14 protein-coding genes and 1 tRNA gene are annotated in these 15,562 nt (G+C 43.1%); 3 read left to right on the plus strand and 12 right to left on the minus strand.

Annotated elements, in window-relative coordinates:
- Position 1: 1 nt before the first annotated feature.
- From I4Q58_RS08935 to I4Q58_RS08980, 10 genes are all read right to left on the minus strand, one after another.
- A complete protein-coding gene (locus tag I4Q58_RS08935; protein ID WP_203295496.1) occupies positions 2-688 on the minus strand; it encodes a TIGR04282 family arsenosugar biosynthesis glycosyltransferase in 687 nt (228 codons plus the stop codon).
- 1 nt (position 689) lies between these two features.
- Positions 690-1,193, minus strand: coding sequence for a rhodanese-like domain-containing protein (locus I4Q58_RS08940; protein ID WP_203295497.1), 504 nt, complete (start codon positions 1,191-1,193; stop codon positions 690-692).
- A 22-nt stretch (positions 1,194-1,215) separates the two neighbouring features.
- A complete protein-coding gene (locus I4Q58_RS08945; protein WP_203295498.1) occupies positions 1,216-2,043 on the minus strand; it encodes a metallophosphoesterase family protein in 828 nt (275 codons plus the stop codon).
- Positions 2,028-3,362 carry a sodium:solute symporter family transporter gene (locus I4Q58_RS08950; RefSeq protein WP_203295499.1) on the minus strand — a complete coding sequence of 445 codons (1,335 nt, stop codon included), beginning with the start codon at positions 3,360-3,362 and terminating at the stop codon, positions 2,028-2,030. Before I4Q58_RS08950 ends, I4Q58_RS08945 begins: the two co-directional genes overlap by 16 nt.
- A gap of 14 nt (positions 3,363-3,376) precedes the next feature.
- Positions 3,377-4,819: a SusD/RagB family nutrient-binding outer membrane lipoprotein gene (locus I4Q58_RS08955; RefSeq protein WP_203295500.1), complete on the minus strand. Its 1,443-nt coding sequence runs from the start codon at positions 4,817-4,819 to the stop codon at positions 3,377-3,379.
- A gap of 10 nt (positions 4,820-4,829) precedes the next feature.
- Positions 4,830-8,042, minus strand: coding sequence for a SusC/RagA family TonB-linked outer membrane protein (locus I4Q58_RS08960; RefSeq protein WP_203295501.1), 3,213 nt, complete (start codon positions 8,040-8,042; stop codon positions 4,830-4,832).
- A 96-nt stretch (positions 8,043-8,138) separates the two neighbouring features.
- The gene (locus I4Q58_RS08965) at positions 8,139-8,819 is read right to left on the minus strand and encodes a TIGR04282 family arsenosugar biosynthesis glycosyltransferase (RefSeq protein ID WP_203295502.1); all 681 of its coding nucleotides are present in this window, start codon (positions 8,817-8,819) and stop codon (positions 8,139-8,141) included.
- A 31-nt stretch (positions 8,820-8,850) separates the two neighbouring features.
- Positions 8,851-9,918, minus strand: a complete 1,068-nt coding sequence (gene arsS, locus I4Q58_RS08970; protein WP_203295503.1) for an arsenosugar biosynthesis radical SAM (seleno)protein ArsS — start codon at positions 9,916-9,918, stop codon at positions 8,851-8,853.
- A 139-nt stretch (positions 9,919-10,057) separates the two neighbouring features.
- Positions 10,058-10,390 (minus strand): arsenosugar biosynthesis-associated peroxidase-like protein, encoded by a 333-nt coding sequence (locus I4Q58_RS08975; RefSeq protein WP_203295504.1) that lies wholly within the window; start codon positions 10,388-10,390, stop codon positions 10,058-10,060.
- Positions 10,391-10,855: 465 nt separating this feature from the next.
- Complete coding sequence (locus I4Q58_RS08980; RefSeq protein ID WP_203295505.1) at positions 10,856-11,626, minus strand: DUF481 domain-containing protein; 771 nt, start codon at positions 11,624-11,626, stop codon at positions 10,856-10,858.
- A gap of 177 nt (positions 11,627-11,803) precedes the next feature.
- Between I4Q58_RS08980 and I4Q58_RS08985 the strand changes: the two genes are divergently transcribed.
- Positions 11,804-12,025, plus strand: a complete 222-nt coding sequence (locus I4Q58_RS08985; protein ID WP_203295506.1) for a hypothetical protein — start codon at positions 11,804-11,806, stop codon at positions 12,023-12,025.
- On the opposite strand, the gene I4Q58_RS08990 is transcribed toward I4Q58_RS08985, so the two are convergent.
- Complete coding sequence (locus I4Q58_RS08990) at positions 12,022-12,921, minus strand: tryptophan 2,3-dioxygenase family protein (protein WP_203295507.1); 900 nt, start codon at positions 12,919-12,921, stop codon at positions 12,022-12,024. The two genes, I4Q58_RS08985 and I4Q58_RS08990, sit on opposite strands and share 4 nt — an antisense overlap.
- Positions 12,922-13,334: 413 nt before the next feature.
- Positions 13,335-13,407 (minus strand) — tRNA-Phe (locus I4Q58_RS08995).
- Positions 13,408-13,586: 179 nt separating this feature from the next.
- Between I4Q58_RS08995 and I4Q58_RS09000 the strand changes: the two genes are divergently transcribed.
- Positions 13,587-14,315 carry a type III pantothenate kinase gene (locus I4Q58_RS09000; protein WP_203295508.1) on the plus strand — a complete coding sequence of 243 codons (729 nt, stop codon included), beginning with the start codon at positions 13,587-13,589 and terminating at the stop codon, positions 14,313-14,315.
- Positions 14,315-15,556 (plus strand): OmpP1/FadL family transporter, encoded by a 1,242-nt coding sequence (locus I4Q58_RS09005; RefSeq protein ID WP_203295509.1) that lies wholly within the window; start codon positions 14,315-14,317, stop codon positions 15,554-15,556. The genes I4Q58_RS09000 and I4Q58_RS09005 overlap by 1 nt, the downstream gene beginning before the upstream one ends.
- Positions 15,557-15,562: the final 6 nt, after the last annotated feature.

Below are 15,562 nucleotides of genomic sequence, written 5' to 3' on the forward strand. Positions count from 1 at the left end.
TTTAAAATGTATTGTCTAAATGGTCGGGAAGCAAATGTTGTAATGCGTCTACATCCCGAATATCACTATAGTAATCGATGTCGTTCTTTTCTTCCAATTGAAACACTACTGCATCTTTCAAATCCTTCTCGGTATCCTTCAACACGGTGTCGTGTCCCCAGTTTTTGTTCTGAAACAGTTTTTCGTTTAGCTGTTTCATTCCCAATAAATAATAACCGCCATCCTTTGCGGGTCCTAGCGTATAATCATGGTCGTTTAATCCTTCAAAAGCAGCTTCAATATCCTTTTGTTGCAATTCGAAAATATCACTACCAACGATAATCAGTTTTTCATAGCCGGCTTCAAACAGTTCTTGAAACGCATTCTTCATCCGTTCGCCTAAATCGTTACCGCGCTGTAGTTTTTTTCTGAAGATTTCTTCATCCCAAAGATCGCCCGTATGTTTCTTTTCAGAATAGAACACATATTTATCGGTTTTGAGGTTTTTGGTGATATCGACCGTATGTTGAAGTAGAAATTTATACACGCGAAGGGCTGCTTCGTCACCGATGGTTACCGCCAATCGGGTTTTCACTTTTCCCAATTCTGGGTTTCGGGTGAAGATAATCAGCGCACTTTTGGAACTAGGATAATGAAAGTCTTCGGTACTGTCGTCGCAATTTGAATCTTTTGAAGAAAGTAGTCCCATACTATCGTTTTAAAATGATGTTACCGCGTTCCAGCCATTGGCTCCAATGCTTTGAAAAGCCATGGATATCTTCTGTTTCCTCGCCAGTTTCATCAACGACCGGAAAGTTGGCATTCATCCACTCAAAGATACCACCGTAGAGATTTTCTACCTGAGTATAGCCCGCTTTTTTCAGTTTTTCTGAAATCTGTTCCGAACGAATGCCGAGCGAACAGTACACCACGATACGAGTGTCGGAATTCGGCAATTGTTGAAGCATTTTTTCCTCATCAAAATTTGAAAAACCTATAAAAATTGAATTCGGAATATGACTTACCTGAAACTCCTCGGGTTCACGGGCATCCAAAATGGTGATGGAGTCATTCATCTGAAGCATGCGTAGCTCTGTTACCGAAATATACGGCACACTTCGGGTGTTGTAGCGGTCTAATATGTCTTGTAGCGATTGCTGCGAAAGGCAGTGAAAACTGCTTAGCACAAACAATAGTAAGAGCATCTTTTTCATAGCATTCATAAAAATACGGAAGTTAGGGCGTGATCGCAACTCCCTGTTGAGCTGTTTCGGTAGCGGGTAGGATTTCGGTATTGTCCCAAATTCCTGTGAGCAGCGTTTGGGCATATTCCTTCGGCAATTTCTCCTGAACCATCAACGCATGTGTAGTTTCATGATCATACTCCAATCGTTGGTGCGAATAGCGAATTCCTTCCGAAGTTGCCATTAAGGTGGCAAACCACACCTTAGGTGAACCATCATTGGCTGGCATTCCGATAACGCCAGGATTTAACCATAAGGTATTTTCTTTGTTTTGTGCAAAAGGCAAGCCACAATGTCCGGCGATGATTATGTCGCTACCAGTTTGGTTGAAAGTAGCTTCTTTTTCTTCCCAAGGGGTCGACTTAAAGATGAAATCGGAGACATGTTGGAAGGAGCCGTGTACAACCAAAACCTTTTGACCAGCATACCGAAAACTGATATGGTCTGGTAATTCTTGCAAAAACTGCATCGAATCTTCTGAAAGCTTCGATTTGGCGAAAGGATACCATTGCTGAGAAAAAGCATCACAACGGGAACCTTTTCTAAAGTCGCAGCCACAATCCTCGGCACCGTCACGCAATTGAATTTCCACATTGCCCAAAATACTTCTGGCACCCCAATTCTTAAAAAACTGTAGTGTTTCCTCGGGCTGCGCACAATAGCCGATGATATCGCCATTGCAGATACAGTTGGAAGGTGGAATATTGTTTTTTTCAGCATACGAGCGCAAGGCTCTTAAGGCCTGTAAATTGCTATACACCCCACCAAATAGTAGGATAGGGCCGTCTACTTCACCAATATCAATTATTTTTTTATCCATAGCGGAATCAAATATACAAGCATACAACATAGAATGCCCCAAATATTCACCCAAAGTAGATCGGCATGGGGACCAGAAGTGAATAAAAGGGAAGTGGGGAATGTTTCAAAAACCAATAAAAATCCAAAAAGCAATCCACATACAATGCTTAAATAAAAACTTATTTTAGGTGCCTTTTTCTCCCAAAAAAGAAAAACAGGCGTTAGTCCGATAACCATCGTCCCTGAAATGGTGGTAGCACTTAAAATCTCCGCATCCAAAAACACAGGGATGGTTCCCAAAATGGTAATAGCTACCATGGCAGCACGACCGAAGGTTAGATCTTTTCCCATCTTTAAATCGACTGCCAGCAATTTTGAAAAGGATGAAAAGGTCGAGTCCAAGGTGGAAGCTGCGGAAGTGATCATAATAAAATTAATGACCAGCAAAATTATAACTCCAAACGCCTTGCCGACTTCAACCGCAGCCTGTCCTTCCATTCCCTGTTGTTGGGCATATACACCAATCATACTAAAAAGGATGATACAAGCGGCTCCGATAACACTCGCCCAAAGGAAACTCTTTCGAGTGATCTTCGGACTGCTCAAAAATCCTCTGTCGGTCAATACCGGATCGTGAAACGGATAGCTAAAGGACTGAATTAAGGCTGCAAAGAACAAGTTTAACCCCATATCGAAGGCCCATTCTCCTGAAGTGGCGACATAGGAAGGGGTAAAATTGTCTTCCGAAAACAGCGCTCCCAATATTACGATTAACAATATGGAAAAGAGCACCATTTGTATGACATCCGTAAATATAGAGCTGCTCAATCCGCCTTTTAGCGAATAGGCCAAGGTAAGTGCCGTGAATACTAAAATCGCCCAATAATACGGCGTGCTGCCTAGATCGCCAAAATAGGTCCCAATAACCATCGTATTACTCCATACTTCATTAAATAGCCGAATGGCAATCAAAATAGAGAACAAGGCCATGGCACCTTTTCCATACCGTGTGGTTAGAAAGTCGTGGATGCTTTCAAACCCTCCTTTCGTCCGTAATTGATAGATAAGAATTCCCGCAACGGCAAAGCTAACATAGTATCCAGCATAGGCTACGCCGCCAACGATTCCAAAGGCTAATCCGAGGTTGGCAGCGTTGGTGATACTTTTGGCGAAAATCCAAGAAATGATCAAACTTCCTGTTAACCATAGGGCCGAAGGCGCCTTTTTGCGATGTGTGGCCTTAAAAAACTGACCGGGCGTCTTCGCTAAGGGTGACAGGAAAAATAATATCAAACTGGAAGCACCAATCAGGAGCCATTGCCAGAGGGTAATCGACATACTAATTCAAATTTTTATTCATCCCACCAAACGGGAACATTAATACTATTACCATTGGTTTGGGAAGCAGCTTGCTGGTAATTTTCGGCATTCAACGCCTCCTCTTCTGCTGGGTACGGCATTCGAATAGGAATAAGTCCATCATTCAAGCTTGCTGCTATTGGACGTAGTTCCGGAAATCCGGTACGCCGCCATTCGACCCACCCCTCATAACCATTGATGAGGTTCGCGATCCATTTTTGGGTAATGATTTGTTGAAGCGGTGTTGTTCCATTGGCTTCGAAAGCCGCTTGTCCGCTGAGGTAATCGCTCGGTAATTCCGTTTGCCAATAGTCAAATGCCAAGGTTACGCCTTGTTCATACAAGGTTTGGGCATCTGCAGAAATAAATCCTTTTTTGGCAGCTTCGGCTAAATAGAAAGCTACTTCCCAAGCCGTAAGAAAATTAGCATCTAAGGTTGAGGTATCTTCTCTGAACGCGGTTCCGGCTAAGGAATAATCTGCCAATTCAATAGAGGTTTGAGAGGCGTCAATTCCGTTAATTAAGCCATTGTACGCTTCCCCTGAAGCATTTTCAAACGGACGGAAAAATTCACCGATACGCGGATCGTTCAATCCTATCATAATGTCTTCCATGGTTTCGGAGAGCACAAAATTGTTGAAATCGCCGATGCGCAATTGTGCCAATCGGAAGCTATTCGGATCGGAATTCGTAAAATCGAAGGTCGCATTCTGTTCATTTGTATTGAAATAATTTCCTTCGGTATAAAGCTGTTGTAACTGCTGTGCAACATCTACTTCACCTGAAATCCGCATCAACGCTTTAATTTTTAAGGAATTTGCGAATGTAATCCATTGCTCCAAATCGCCATTGAAAAGTATATCGCCTTCCAAAGGAATGACGTCATCATAATTCTGAAGGGCAACGATTCCCTTATCCAGATTATCCATGATGCCACCTTCTGCCAAATATATATCCTCCTGTGAATCGTACGTTGGTGTGACCGTGCCTTCCACGCCATTAAACGCTTCAAAATAGGGAACGTCGCCGAAAAGGTCTGTCAATCCCGCTGCGAAATACGCTTTTAAAATCAACGCAGGACCTTCGTAAACAGCAAAGGTTTCATTGGTTCTGGCTTGGGTTAAAATAATTTCATTATCGCGTAAATTGGTATAGAAAATCGGCCAAGGATTTCCACCCAGTTGGGGCGATTTCAGCGCATGACGATCAAAAAGGTTGAAGTCAATCGCTGTCCGGTGTTGCGATAATAGGTCGCCGGCCACAAACCCCTCATAGCTCATTTCATCCCCAAAGTCGTAGATCACCTGACGAAGCAATAGGGATGGTTGCACCGAGTTCGGAGCGTTTGGATTGGTATTTATTTCTTCAAAATCGCTGGTACAGCTTGAAAAGCTGAGCAGCAATACACTGAAAATGCTATATAGAAATGTTTTCATAATGGTTGTATTAAAAGTTGATGCCTGCCTTAAATCCGATACTTCTGCTGGTCGCGTAGCTCATATCCTCCACGCCACTAACAAAACCTTCACCTTGAACGGCTAATTGTTCGGGGTCGAAATGCGGAATTTCGGAAATGGCGAAAATATTTCGACCAATGAGTGATAGACTGACCTCGCCTCCTTGTTGAAGGCCTAGAAAGCCGGCTTTCAACTGAAAGGTATAGCCAACCTGAAACTGGCGCAATTTTAAGTACGAGGCATCATAAATATTGTTTTCCTCATGGTTTCGGTCGTAAAACTGACGGTAATAGGTTTCTGCTGAAATAGCCGTCGTGTTAGGAACATATTCCGGGTTCTCGGCAGTGCCTACGTTTACAACGCCTTGCGGAATAATTCCCTCTTCGGGTCGGTTGGCCGTTTCGGCTAGCTGTCCGCCAACGGTTCCGAGCGCTCTGGTTCTAGATACCAATTCACCTCCTTGTCGCCAATCGAAAAGAAAGCTGAGGTTCCAGTTCTTGTATTGAAATTGATTGTTCCACCCCAACATGAAGTCTGGATTGTAGTTTCCAAGTTTCTGAAGTTCGTTGTTTGCAATATAGCTGCCGTTTTCATCTAAAATGAATTGACCATCGTCGGTTTTTAGATATCCCGTTCCGTAGATATCACCCACTTCACCGCCTTCTTCAACCTGAAACCAAACGGTTTGGTTGGCACTGTCGTAAATTCGGTTGTAGGCCAACGTTAATCGACCATCCGTTTGGGGCAGATCCTCTACAATTGCTTTACTCGTGCTGAAGTTGAAGGTTGTATTCCATTGAAACGTTTCACTTTGAACAGGCGTTGCACCTGCAATTAGTTCGATCCCTTGGGTTCGAACTTTTCCGCCATTGACCACTTGTTGGTTGTATCCAGATGAAATGGCGACAGGAAGTGAAATAATCTGATCTTCCGTCAATGCATTGTAATACGTAGCATCGAGTCGAAGGCGATCCTTCCAAAAGCGAATATCGGCCCCTACTTCAAAAGCGGTGGTCTGCTCTGGTTTCAGATTAGCGTTCGGAATGAAGTTTTGATCACTAAAGGTTGGTTGCCCCAAAAAGGGTGTTTGTGAAACGAAAGCCCCTGTGGTTTGATACGGAGCCGTATCGTTACCTACTTGTGCCACACTTCCCCTAAGTTTGAAAAAGGAGATTGTTTCTGGTAACTGAACCGCATTCGAAGCGACGAAGCTCAGGGAGGCAGAAGGGTAGAAAAACGAGGTGCCATCTACCGAAAAGGGTGTTGCCAAGGCACTCGACCAATCGTTTCGGGCGGTAAGGTCTAGGTACAAATAGTTTTGATAGCCTAATTTTACGAGTCCATACACCGAATTGATCCGCTTTTCCGCTTCATATTGAAACACTTCAATTGGGGAAGCAGCATTATTTAAATTGAAAATTCCTGGCTGCGCCAAATTAACGGTTTGTGATTGTTTGGTACTCGCTCTTTGATCCAGGCGATTCGCCCCAACCGACATGTCGAAACTGATATCGCCAAAAATATTGTTGTAATTCACCAATACATCGGTGTTCACTTCTCGGAACATCACATCGTGTTCGGCATAGCCTCCATTTTGAAAACGATTGCTGCTGTAGGCACGACGTAGCTTTCGGGTTTCGGTGGAATAGTCCATCCCGGTTCGAAGCGCAATGCTCAAATTATCGGTAATAAATTGCTTTGCTGAAAGGTTTCCAAACACTCTATCGCGGACAAAGCTGTTACGGTTTTCAAATAGGATGAAATACGGGTTATCGAAATAGGTATAGTTGAAGGAAAACTGCTGAATGTCTTCCAATCCCGGCTGCCAATAATCCTTTAGGCTTTCAATATTCAGGGAACGCGGTCCCCAGGCTACTAAGGAATAATTTACGTTTTCACTCCCGTATCCGTTTGATGGTCGGTTATCACTTTGCGAGTTCACGTAATTGATGGTAGCATTGAATTCCGTTTTGTCGGTGGGTTGAAAGTGAAGTCGTGCAGCGGCCGTTTGCCGATCCAGATTCACGCCTGGAATAATGCCATCGCTACGAAGATCGGTGAAGGACAATCGATAATTTCCCTTCCCGAAGTTGTCGGAAACCGCTACATTATTAATGGTGGTGATACCTGTTTCATAAAAATCCTTTAGGTTGTCGGGATGCGACACAAAGGGTGTTGGGGTAATGGGCAAGCCATCATACAAAGCAGTATCGCCACCGCGAACCACGGTACCGTTGGGTAGCGTAACCGGACTGTCGAATTGTGGAATTTGTAAGCCTACATCCAATCGCGGTCCCCAAGAATAGGTAATGACATCGTTAATGCCACCGCCAAGACCATCGACAAACTCGAATTGCCCTGAGTTTCCTTGTCCGTACCGGTTTTGAAATTCTGGAAGTTGAAAAGGGGTTTCGATAAATAAGCTGGTGTTGATGCTAATACCAAGTCCTTTGGAGGCACTCCCATCTTTGGTTTCGATAACGATTACCCCGTTGGAAGCTCTGGTTCCATACAGTGCTGCCGCGGTAGGCCCTTTTAAGACCGTAAGCGAAGCGATATCATCTGGGTTCACTTCCATGGCGCCATTTCCGAAATCGATTTCCTGAAAGCCTGCTGCCGCTTCGTTAGTGACGTTAAAAACCGTTTCGTTATTAATGGGTGTTCCATCTACGATAAATAATGGATTGTTGTTGGAAAACGAGCCTTCGCCGCGGATAGTGATTTTCGAGGTGGATCCAACGCCCGTTGCACCTTGAGAGATGGTAACACCCGCTAATTTTCCTGCAAGGTTATCCAAAAAGTTTACGGCCTTCACTTCGCTGATACCTTCTGAATCCAAACTCTGGACGGCATAGCCTAGTTCTTTTGTTTCGCGTTCGAGCCCGAGGGCGGTAACCACCACTTCATCTAAATTGGTGGTCGATTCTTCTAAATAAATTGAAAATTCGGTCTGGTCGCCAACCGTTATCGTTTGCGTCGTATAACCAATGGAGGAGATGGAAATTTGTGTTTCTGAGGTTGGTAATTCAAGAGAAAATGTTCCATCATCCCCTGTGGTCGTAGCGTTGCCGTCGTCGGCAATGACATTCGCAAAAGGAATGGTTTCCTCTGTGTTTGCGGAACGGACGGTTCCGGTAATTGTTATTTGTGAAAAGCCATAGGTAGTGCATAGCAATGCAATGGCAATATAAAATTGTTTCATAAAATGTAGTTGATGTTAGTAATTGACGCAATAGCGTTCTATGGAAACTATGTTTCGCATTCGTATTGCTTTGTCCTAGTTGAAGGACGATACGGATTACATCAACTGTGGTGAGCCCTTATTGTAAAGGGTATTTGTAAGAAGATAAGAGGTGAAGGAAATTGCTCTCGTAACAATATAATTTGCTACTGAAAACAGTTCTTCTAAGACTTTTTGAAGATTGTTTCGAATGCTTCTGAAAGCGTTTCGAATTTTTTTGGCATCCTGAAGCGCATCGATGTCGGTAAGGGTTTCAAGTTTATGGACTTGAATATCCTTTTGGGTGAAAAGATCGATCAGTTTGCTGCTTAGCCGCGCCGTTTGCCAAGGAAGTTTTAAAAATGAAGCAGGGTGGAAATGGGCCTTTTGAAGTCCCATCAAATAATAGCCACCATCGAAAGAGGGGCCTAACACCAAAGAAGTTTCCGTTAGTTTTTCAGCAGCTTCTGTAATATGACGCGTTTGTAAATGCGGCGTATCGTTACCGATGGTTATGATGTTCTCGAAACCACTATCGAATACCGTTTGAATAGCATTTACGTAGCGTTCACCAAAGGAGTTTCCCTTTTGTTGTTTTTCTGAAATATGAAAATAGGGAAGGCCACTGCCCTCCACTACCTGCAAGGTATGCGCATTGAGTTGCTCGAATAGTTCAGCCGATTTGAAGAAGCCTTTATCTTGGGCTTCCTTTTGAGCCGATTGGGCAAAGACGAGTATGGCGGTTTTTGGTTGGTGCATGGGTTTGAAACGCATTGCGTTTCCTTCTTATTTATTCAGCTACGGAACCTTGGCAGCTACTTCCTGCGCCGGCGGTACAGCCATAACAATGTTGTGAAATAATGATGTTTCGGTCGTTGAGTACATCCTCGTTATAATCTTTGATATGTTTAACCTTGCTTGCCACTTTTAGTCCGAGCATCTGGTTGAAGTCGCAATCGTACAACCATCCATCCCAACTGATGGATATAGTGTTGGTACACATTACGTTTTCGACGGCAGCTGGATTATAGGCATCAACCAATTGATACATATAGTCTTCGTAGTTTTCGGAAGCGATGAGATAATCTAAAAAGCGCGCAATCGGGAGGTTGGTTATGGCGAATAGATTGTGAAACTGTATGCCAAAGTCTTCCATCAAGGCTTTTTTGAAATCGTTTTCCATGCTTTGTTGGTTACTAGGAAGAAAAGCACCACTTGGATTGTACACTAAATCGAGTCGTAGATCGCTATCTGGCATTCCGTAGCCTACGGCGTTCAATTCCTGAAGCGCCTTGATACTTTTATCGAAAACACCGTCACCACGTTGTTTGTCCGTTTTCCCTCTTGTCCAGTGCGGCATACTGCTTACCACATGCACATTGTGTTTTTTGAAAAATTCGGGTAGGTCGTAATATTTTTTATTCGCTCGAATGATGGTAAGGTTACTCCGAACGATAAAATCCTTGATACCTGCTTTGCTGGCTTCTTCGACGAAGCGGCGGAAGTTTGGATTCATTTCGGGTGCACCACCGGTAAGGTCGAGGGTATGGGCGCCAGTGTTTTTGATAACATCCAGGCATTGTTCCATGGTTTCCCAGGTCATGATTTCCTTACGGTCGGGACCGGCATCCACGTGGCAGTGGCTACACACTTGGTTACACATATAGCCTACATTGATCTGAAGGATCTCGAGTTTTTTGGGTTTGAGCGGAAAGTTGCCCGTTTCTTGAATTTTTTCAGCGAATTTGGGCAGGTCTCCATTTTCGAAGATACCATTGGAAAGGAATTCCAATTGCTTATTGGCTTTGGCCAGTTCGCTATCTCGTTTATGTAGGGATTGTAACTTTTCTTTCTTCATAGGGTATTGTTTCTGTTTGCGTTAGGCCTGCCTGCCGGCAGGCAGGGGGTGAACGGTTTGTGTAAGCTCTCCCGCTTTGCGGGAAGCGAGTAGTGAACACCCGACCACGCCTTGGCGTGGTAACGCCCAAAAGACAGTGCTAACCGTCCAATTTATTTACTTTGTTCATCATCATGACACCGTGCACGAGGCTAGCGCCTCCTTTTATGGCGGCACCAGCGTGTATGGCTTCCATCATTTCGGCTTTGGTAACGCCGCGTTGCAACGCATCCTTGGTATAGGCATCGATGCAATACGGACATTGTTCGGTGTGGGCCACCGCAAGGGCGATGAGTGATTTTTCACGGGCGGTAAGGGCACCGTCCTCGAACACCTTTCCGTAATAATCAAAGAATTTTTCGCCGAGTTCCTCGCTCCATTCGGTAATGTCGCCGAATTTTCGGAGGTCTTTTGAATCGTAATAATTGGACATATCAGGTATTTGTAATAGGTACGAGAATCGCGCCTATTTGGTTTTAATAGCTGTAAATATAGACAAGTAGTCTTAGGAAAAGTGAAAAGCTTACGGAAATTATGCGTAAAGGGTGAACCGTGAACCGTGAACCGTGAACTGTGAACTGTGAACTGTGATTCGTGATTCGTGAGTGGTGAGAGATGAGTAGTGAGGAACAAAAGAGCAGAGAATTGAGAATAAAGAAAGAAGAGCAAGTTTTAAATCTCAAAAGTTCTTAGCCTATAGCTTACGGCTTATAGCATATAGCGTGATGAGTTCAGATTTATGATTTCGGATTTATCAATTTGAAGATTTGAAAATTGAAGCGTTCAGTAAATCGTGGAACTTGGAGCTTGGAACTTGGTTTTTTTCATAATGACTACCACTTACCACTTACAGCCTAAAGCATATAGCGTAAAGCTTACAGCCAGTGGGGCTGCCCCGCTAGTCAAAGGTATACGCAATCCCCGTCGTGAGATCGTATTGCGAATTGGGAATGCCAACGGCCGGGAAGGCATCATAAATAAAGGTGTAGCTCGTCTTGAAGGCAAAGTTGGTAAAGAGGTCGATTAACAATGACGACTGACTGGAAATTCGATAGTCGCTAAACTGTTCAACGTTAGGTTGGTAGTAGGTGGTGCTGACAATACTGATGGTTTCGGTGGGATAAATGCTAAAGGAAAAATAAGCGCTGCCACGAATATCCTTTTGGGTAGGCGTGATGCCATCGGCTACTTCCTCGTACTCATACATCACTAAGGTGCCGAGATAGAGTTTGTACTTTTCGGATGTCGTTAATTTAAAGCGCGGCCCCGTTCCAACCAATCCCCGGAAATCGATAAGGTTTACTTTATTGTATTGTCCTTGAACAAAGGCTTCCCAAGCAATCCGTGGGTGAAAGCGATAATTGTATCTTAAATGTGAAATGTAGCTGTTTTCGAAATCGTTGCCTTCAATCTTTTGGAAGGAAATATCATTTTTAAAAATCGCTAAATGCTTCTTCATCTTGTACTGAACATGTACGTTGCTCGATAAAGTGATGAAATCGTTGACGTTTCGCTTTAAGCTGAAGTTGGCTGAAGCCGAGCCTGAAAATCCGGAGGTATCGGTCACTTTCCGAAGCGATTCGGCATTAAGGATTTGTGCGTTGGAAGTGAAAAAGAAGACGGTTCCTAAGAACGCGATTAAGATGGCAAGTACCAATTTCCGATTCATACAATTGAAATTTTAACAAAACGAAGGTAGTAAAAGCTGAGTAGATGTCGAAAGAATGGGCGTTTTCCTACAGAGGTTGTTAAAGATATGTTTAATGTTTTTGAAGGTATTGTAACACTTATATATTTGGGAACATTTCAGCTATCTGAACTGTAGAATTTTAAAAAAAGAACTGCTATGGATATTGTACAGGAAGCAAAGCAATTTGAAGAAAATACAAGCGGATTTAAGTCCAAGAACGAACGTATAATCGCTTCGAAAAGAGCCAAAGAGTTGATCTTGGCTATTAACGAGCGTTACAAGAAAACCAAGGATGGTGCCTTGATGGATTTGATGAAGCGACTGACCGCCATTAAGCGCAAGGCTGAAAAACGGTTGAATACCCGTCCGCGTATCTAATCTTCCTTTTTAATTTCTTCCCATAAACTAGGGAAGAATCTCCGTTGCTGGTATTTTGGGTGAAGATACTTTTTCCATTCACTACCTCCGGTTGCGGTTTTATTTTCGCCCTTACTGTCTAGATAATGTCTGGCAGTGTTCAGGTGGACCATCGGCCATTCTACATTATATAATACATCGAATTTTAAAAGTGTTTCCCGTAAGGCTTCCGAAGGATCGGAAAGCGAGAGGAATTTCTCTTCGAGGGTATTGCCCTGCATTTTTATGGCTAGCGAAATGAAACTATCTAGATACTTATCTTCAAACTGACGCATGGTGAGTGTTTTTTCACCCGTTTTATGATTTTTTCCGGCATCGCGCCAATAGACATCATTAAAATATTCTTCAATCGATGGATTTTTGGGCAGTCGTTTTTTTCCAGCTTCATTCACTAGATTTTCCAATCGCGTACATTCCAATTCTATATACCGAAATTGGGCGCTTTGAAAACCACTGGCAGGGGTTAAGGTGCTTCGGAAAACATTATAGTCGTCATAGCTCATTCCCTTTCGCATGATATCAAAGCTTGTAATCAGCATTTGGGTATAGCGGTTGCAGCGTTCGATTTTATCGATCCACACTTCTTCTAGAACTTCCTCCATTTCGATCAGCTGGGTAATTTCATGTCGAATCATTTTCAGCAACAGTTCCGTTACCTGATGGTACATGATAAAAATGGCTTCGTCTTTAAAATCGGTTCGTGGTTTTTGGAGGGATAGGAGGGTTTCCACTTCAATATAATCCCAATAATTGATCGGTTTTGCCTGCAGCAATCCCTTTAGATACGTATTTGGGTTTTCACCTAAGGCTTCATATTTGTCTTCGAGTGCTTTTATTAGGTCTTCTTGTATGGCCATACCGAGTATTCTTGTTAGGAAGGTAAAGGTACGAGGAATTTGGGAGGGAATAAATAGTTTCGGAACCTCGATTCGTTTTCTGCTGGCGCATAAAAAAACGCTCCCAAAAAATCGGAAGCGTTTCTGTAGTCACCTCTCGCGATACTAAAACTTCTTAGAACGCCTTTGCAACCGCTCTTTTTGTCAATAGTTAAGGTACAAAAAGCTCGGTTGCTTGCCACCAGGGCGATTCCTGGAGGATTGTACAAACGCCATAAAATCAAAAAACCCGAACAGCTGTTCGGGTTTTTTGTGGTGCCTCCCGTCATTCCCGCCATTTGGCGGGACAGGCCTCGATTCGTTTTCTGCTGGCGCATAAAAAAAACGCTCCCGAAAATCGGAAGCGTTTCTGTAGTCACCTCTCGCAAGGCTCGTGGTGCCTCCAGGAATCGAACCAGGGACACACGGATTTTCAGTCCGTTGCTCTACCAACTGAGCTAAGGCACCAAGATTTTTATCTTTTTCCTTCGCAAAAGTACCTTCCGCTTAGGAGAGCGCAAATATAAGTACTATTTCGAATTCCCAAAACATAAAGATAAAAAAAATGGATACCCTTTTTCAATTTAATACAGCCTTAACACCTTGAGCCTACTTCATGTTGTACTTTTACCGCCCTATTAGCAGTTATGAACCTAATCATAGATGTAGGAAATACCCTGATAAAATTGGCCGTCTTCGAAAACGGCACCTTGCGTCAGCGCAAGACAGTCATCAAAGGCGATTTTCCAGAGGCGCTGGCTCAATTGGAACGGGAGTGTTCAAAAATTACACATTGTATCGTTGCCGCTACCGGCAAATTTGGGGATAGTCACCTCGAAAAACTGCAAAAGCGGTATAGCACGATAGTTCTTTCTTCAAAAACACCACTTCCGTTCAACAATGAATATAAAACACCTGACACATTAGGAGTCGATCGTATAGCGCTAATAGCAGCTGCGATGAATGCATATCCGTCGAAGAATGTTCTTGTTATCGATGCGGGAACATGTATTACCTACGATTTTATCTCATCGGATAGCGAGTATTTAGGAGGAGCCATTTCACCGGGATTGGAAATGCGTTATAAATCCTTACATACGTTTACGCACAAATTACCGATATTGGAAGCGACGGCTCCAAAGGGTTTAATTGGCGGAACTACCGCATCCTCAATCCATAGCGGAATAGTGTTTGGAATTATCGCGGAAATAGAGGGTATAATAAATCGATATATATCGAAATATTCCGATTTGGTAGTCGTCCTTACAGGTGGAGATGCACAATTTTTGCGAGATCGCTTAAAAAGTGACATCTTTGCGCACTCAAATTTCCTCTTGGAAGGATTAAATTACATACTTGACAATAACAAACATTGATGCTTAAGCGACTTACAGTAGTAATAACACTATTAATCGCGAGTTCGGCCCTGGCTCAACAGGGAACAGTTTCTCCTTACTCGTTTTACGGAATCGGTACCTTAAAATTTAAGGGTACTGCGGAAAATCGGATGATGGGAGGGCTTAGTACGTATTCCGATAGTATTCACCTTAATATCCAAAACCCAGCTGGGGTGGCAGGATTGCGATTGGTGAATTTTAGCTTGGGCGGAAGCCATAAATATGAGACGCAAGATTCTAATACAGAATCGCAGCAATCTTCTACTACCTCCTTAGATTATTTGGCTATCGGTATTCCGATGGGTAAATTCGGGGCGAGCTTTGGTCTTATCCCATATACTTCTGTCGGCTATCGATTGCAGACTGAAACCGAATCATCCTTGACCCAATACACTGGTTCTGGTGGATTGAATAGGATTTTCTTGGCTTTTGGCTATGAAGTAACACCGAAACTAAGCGTTGGTGTCGATGTGAATTACAACTTTGGTACAATAGAGAATAAGGCGGTCGATATTATCGATCAGGTTCAATTTGCTACAAGGGAAATCAACGAAAGCGAATTACTTGGGTTTAGTTATAATTTCGGAGCACAGTATAAAACAATGGTTTCCGAAAACCTTGAGCTATCAACTTCTATAAGTTATACCCCTGAAACAGACTTTACCTCGGAAAACAATCGTAGAATTGCTACTATTGTTATTAATAGTGCAGGAAATGAAGGTACGGTAGACGAGCGCGATATCAATGTGGGTAATACGGAGTTTACATTCCCTTCTCAGCTAACATTGGGTGCCGGAATCGGAGCACCTAAAAAATGGTTTGTTGGAGCGGAATATACCAATCAAAAAACTAGTAATTTTACAAACCGGACCTTTACGTTGGATAATGTGGAATTTAATGATGCCTCCAAATATAGAATTGGAGGATTCTATATCCCTAATTATAACGGATATGGCAGTTATTGGAAACGTGTGGTATATAGGGCTGGATTTCGCATGGAAGAAACCGGCATAACCTTGAATGGGCAAGACATTAACGAGTTTGGCATATCTTTTGGAGTAGGATTACCTGTCGGAAGGTTATTCTCCAATGTGAACCTCGGATTCGAGGTTGGTAGCCGCGGAACAAAGGATGCCGGGCTTATACAAGAGAATTTTTTCAATGCCTTCTTAAGTTTATCGCTTAACGATAAATGGTTCCAAAAAAGATATATTGATTAAACAGTA

Source organism: Luteirhabdus pelagi (assembly GCF_016827595.1).
GTDB classification, from domain to species: Bacteria; Bacteroidota; Bacteroidia; order Flavobacteriales; family Flavobacteriaceae; genus Luteirhabdus; species Luteirhabdus pelagi.

What these genes read in the sequence shown, in the direction of transcription:
- I4Q58_RS08985 (WP_203295506.1), top strand. Translation starts at nt 11,804, where the DNA reads ATGGATATTGTACAGGAAGCAAAGCAATTTGAAGAAAATACAAGCGGA.
- I4Q58_RS08955 (WP_203295500.1), bottom strand. Translation starts at nt 4,819, where the DNA reads ATGAAAACATTTCTATATAGCATTTTCAGTGTATTGCTGCTCAGCTTT.
- I4Q58_RS08960 (WP_203295501.1), bottom strand. Translation starts at nt 8,042, where the DNA reads ATGAAACAATTTTATATTGCCATTGCATTGCTATGCACTACCTATGGC.
- I4Q58_RS08980 (WP_203295505.1), bottom strand. Translation starts at nt 11,626, where the DNA reads ATGAATCGGAAATTGGTACTTGCCATCTTAATCGCGTTCTTAGGAACC.
- arsS (WP_203295503.1), bottom strand. Translation starts at nt 9,918, where the DNA reads ATGAAGAAAGAAAAGTTACAATCCCTACATAAACGAGATAGCGAACTG.
- I4Q58_RS08950 (WP_203295499.1), bottom strand. Translation starts at nt 3,362, where the DNA reads ATGTCGATTACCCTCTGGCAATGGCTCCTGATTGGTGCTTCCAGTTTG.
- I4Q58_RS09000 (WP_203295508.1), top strand. Translation starts at nt 13,587, where the DNA reads ATGAACCTAATCATAGATGTAGGAAATACCCTGATAAAATTGGCCGTC.
- I4Q58_RS08945 (WP_203295498.1), bottom strand. Translation starts at nt 2,043, where the DNA reads ATGGATAAAAAAATAATTGATATTGGTGAAGTAGACGGCCCTATCCTA.
- I4Q58_RS09005 (WP_203295509.1), top strand. Translation starts at nt 14,315, where the DNA reads ATGCTTAAGCGACTTACAGTAGTAATAACACTATTAATCGCGAGTTCG.
- I4Q58_RS08975 (WP_203295504.1), bottom strand. Translation starts at nt 10,390, where the DNA reads ATGTCCAATTATTACGATTCAAAAGACCTCCGAAAATTCGGCGACATT.
- I4Q58_RS08940 (WP_203295497.1), bottom strand. Translation starts at nt 1,193, where the DNA reads ATGAAAAAGATGCTCTTACTATTGTTTGTGCTAAGCAGTTTTCACTGC.
- I4Q58_RS08990 (WP_203295507.1), bottom strand. Translation starts at nt 12,921, where the DNA reads ATGGCCATACAAGAAGACCTAATAAAAGCACTCGAAGACAAATATGAA.
- I4Q58_RS08965 (WP_203295502.1), bottom strand. Translation starts at nt 8,819, where the DNA reads ATGCACCAACCAAAAACCGCCATACTCGTCTTTGCCCAATCGGCTCAA.
- I4Q58_RS08935 (WP_203295496.1), bottom strand. Translation starts at nt 688, where the DNA reads ATGGGACTACTTTCTTCAAAAGATTCAAATTGCGACGACAGTACCGAA.